The following is a 991-nucleotide window of genomic DNA, read 5'->3' as shown; positions in this document are numbered from 1 at the left end:
TTGGTGTTGGTGGCGGCATGGAGTTACTTCAGTTTTCATATTTCAACAGAGAAAAAGGCGGTGTAATTGGTATAGATGTAGTTGATGAAATGCTTGAAGCTTCACGAAAAAATTTTATTGAAGCCGAAACACAAAACCCTTGGTTTAAAAGTGAGTTTGTAGATTTACGAAAAGGTGACGCCCTAAATTTACCTGTTGAAGACAACAGCATTGATGTAGCGGCGCAAAATTGTTTATTCAATATTTTTAAAGAAGCCGATTTAAAAAAAGCTATTGCCGAAATGTACCGTGTACTAAAACCTCACGGACGTTTAGTAATGAGCGATCCCACTTGTGAGCAACCCATGAACAACAATTTACGTAATGACGAACGCTTAAGAGCCCTTTGCTTAAGCGGTAGTTTACCAATTAACGAATACGTAAAAATGCTAACCGATGCTGGTTTTGGCACTATTGAAATTAGAGCCAGAAAGCCTTACAGAATATTAAGCCCCAAAGATTATGATACTAATGAATTAATTTACATTGAATCTATTGAAGTGGCTGCTATAAAAGACCCTATGCCTGCAGACGGCCCATGTGTATTTACAGGAAAAGCTGCTATTTATTTTGGTGAAAATGATTTCTTTGATGATAACGCTGGCCATATTTTACTTAAAAATCAGCCATTGGCTATTTGTGATAAAACTGCTGGCGCTTTAGCAAAGCTTAACAGAGATGATATTTTTATAAGCAAATCTACTTACCATTATGATGGTGGTGGTTGCTGCTAAAAACATAATTATGGCGCGTATTATCATGTTACTTTTTTGTGTAGCCTGTATTTCTTGTAAAACAAAAAAGCAAGCTACAACCATAAAAAACACTAACAACCCCATTGTTAAAGTTGCTAAACAGCAAGATAGTGTTACTAAAAATATTCAAAACCCAACCAATCAAGATACTGTTGTAAGTAAATTTAATCAGGTTTTAAGTAAAAAAACATACAGTG

At 35.2% G+C, this 991-nt stretch carries 2 protein-coding genes; both read left to right on the top strand.

Annotation, left to right across the window (positions count from 1 at the left end; genetic code table 11):
- Positions 1–773 (top strand): arsenosugar biosynthesis arsenite methyltransferase ArsM (gene arsM, locus FUA24_RS24615; protein ID WP_148546083.1); only part of this gene is annotated, 773 nt, incomplete at its 5' end.
- Between the two features lie 10 nt (positions 774–783).
- On the top strand, positions 784–991 hold a 208-nt coding region (locus tag FUA24_RS24610), incomplete at its 3' end, for a hypothetical protein (protein WP_148546081.1).

This window comes from Seonamhaeicola marinus (genome assembly GCF_008085455.1).
This window is presented reverse-complemented; position numbering and strand designations above follow the sequence as displayed.